Genomic DNA, 1391 nt, shown 5'->3' with positions numbered 1-1391 from the left:
CGAGTTAATGTCAAATGTTGTGTTTGACGAAGTCGGGTCAAGCGGCGATTTTCTTGGCGTCTTCCGGCATTCCGTCTTTGAACTCAACGCCGGCAATCACCTCTGCCAAACGTTGTGCCCCTTTGAGTTTGCGCCAGCCGCGCTCGGCACTCTTTGCCAGCATGAAGACCATGGCCAGCATGCTCTGGCGTGACACACAGCCTCGCGTCTTTGCAGTGCGCAACCGCACTGTGGCAAACGTCGATTCAATCGGGTTGCTTGTTCGGATATGCACCCAGTGCTCGGCTGGAAAGTCGTAAAAGGCCAGCAATGCCTCCCGGTCTTTCACCAACGTCTGTACCGCTTTCGGATACTTCGTTTCGTAGTTGACGATGAAGCTGTCAAACGCCCGATGCGCGTCTTCCCGACTGGCCGCCATCCAGATGTCCTGCAGTGCTGATTTCGCTTTGGGTTGCTGACTCTTGGGCAGCTTGTTCAACACGTTGGCCGTCTTGTGGACCCAGCAGCGCTGGCCTCGAGTATGGCCAAACACTTGCGGCAACGCTTTCCAGAAACCCAGGGCGCCATCGCCGATCGCCAACTTCGGATCAACCTTCAGACCACGCGCCTTCAGGTCCAGCAGCACTTCCTTCCATGAGGCTTCCGATTCCCGATAGCCGTCGCCAATGGCCACCAGTTCCTTCTTGCCCTCGGCGGTGGCGCCAATAACTACCAGCATGCACTGGCTCGCATCCTCCAGGCGTACACCGAAATGCACGCCATCGACCCACAAATAGACGTAGTGCTTGTTAGCCAGGCTGCGTTTGCACCAGCGGCCATGCTCGTCCTTCCAACTCTCCTTGAGGCGGCTGATCGTCGAGGGCGACAACCCCGGCGCATCACGCCCCAGCAGTGACGTCAATGCCTCGCTGAAATCTCCAGTCGATATGCCTTTGAGGTACAGCCACGGCAGCAGCTCTTCAATGGTCTTGGTACGCCGCAGATAGGGCGGCAATATCGCCGAGCTGAACCTAATCTGTTTCGCCCGGTCCCGCACGCGTGGCGCCTTGACTTCAATATCGCCCAGTCCAGTCTGGATCGTGCGTTGCGGCAGGTAGCCGTTACGGACCAGGCGTTGCCGGCCCTGTTCATCTTGCAGTCCCTGATGTCGAGCCAGGAACTCCTGGACTTCGGCTTCGATGGCGGCGGCCAGCATCTGCCGGGCGCCGTCGCGCAACAGCTCCGTCAGCGCATCGGTTGCCGCAGAGGGCACCCCTGGACTCTTGAGTCCGATTACGTTATCTTGCTTCAAGGCGTATTCTTTCCTTGTAAGAGGTTGATGATTCCGGAAGAACCATCAAGAATACGCCGCCTCACTTCCTCACGTCATACACAAGTTCCGAGCATAACTC

General features: G+C 57.7%; 1 protein-coding gene. It reads right to left on the bottom strand.

The features are described from left to right. Positions 1-37: 37 nt before the first annotated feature. On the bottom strand, positions 38-1291 hold the full coding sequence (locus IGW03_RS37635) for an IS256 family transposase (protein ID WP_194727481.1): 1254 nt from the start codon (positions 1289-1291) through the stop codon (positions 38-40). Positions 1292-1391 lie beyond the last annotated feature (100 nt).

It is taken from the genome of Noviherbaspirillum malthae, from assembly GCF_015352985.1.
GTDB lineage: Bacteria > Pseudomonadota > Gammaproteobacteria > Burkholderiales > Burkholderiaceae_D > Noviherbaspirillum > Noviherbaspirillum malthae.
The sequence above is the reverse complement of the archived record's forward strand: the minus strand, read 5'-3'. Positions and strand labels throughout refer to the sequence as shown.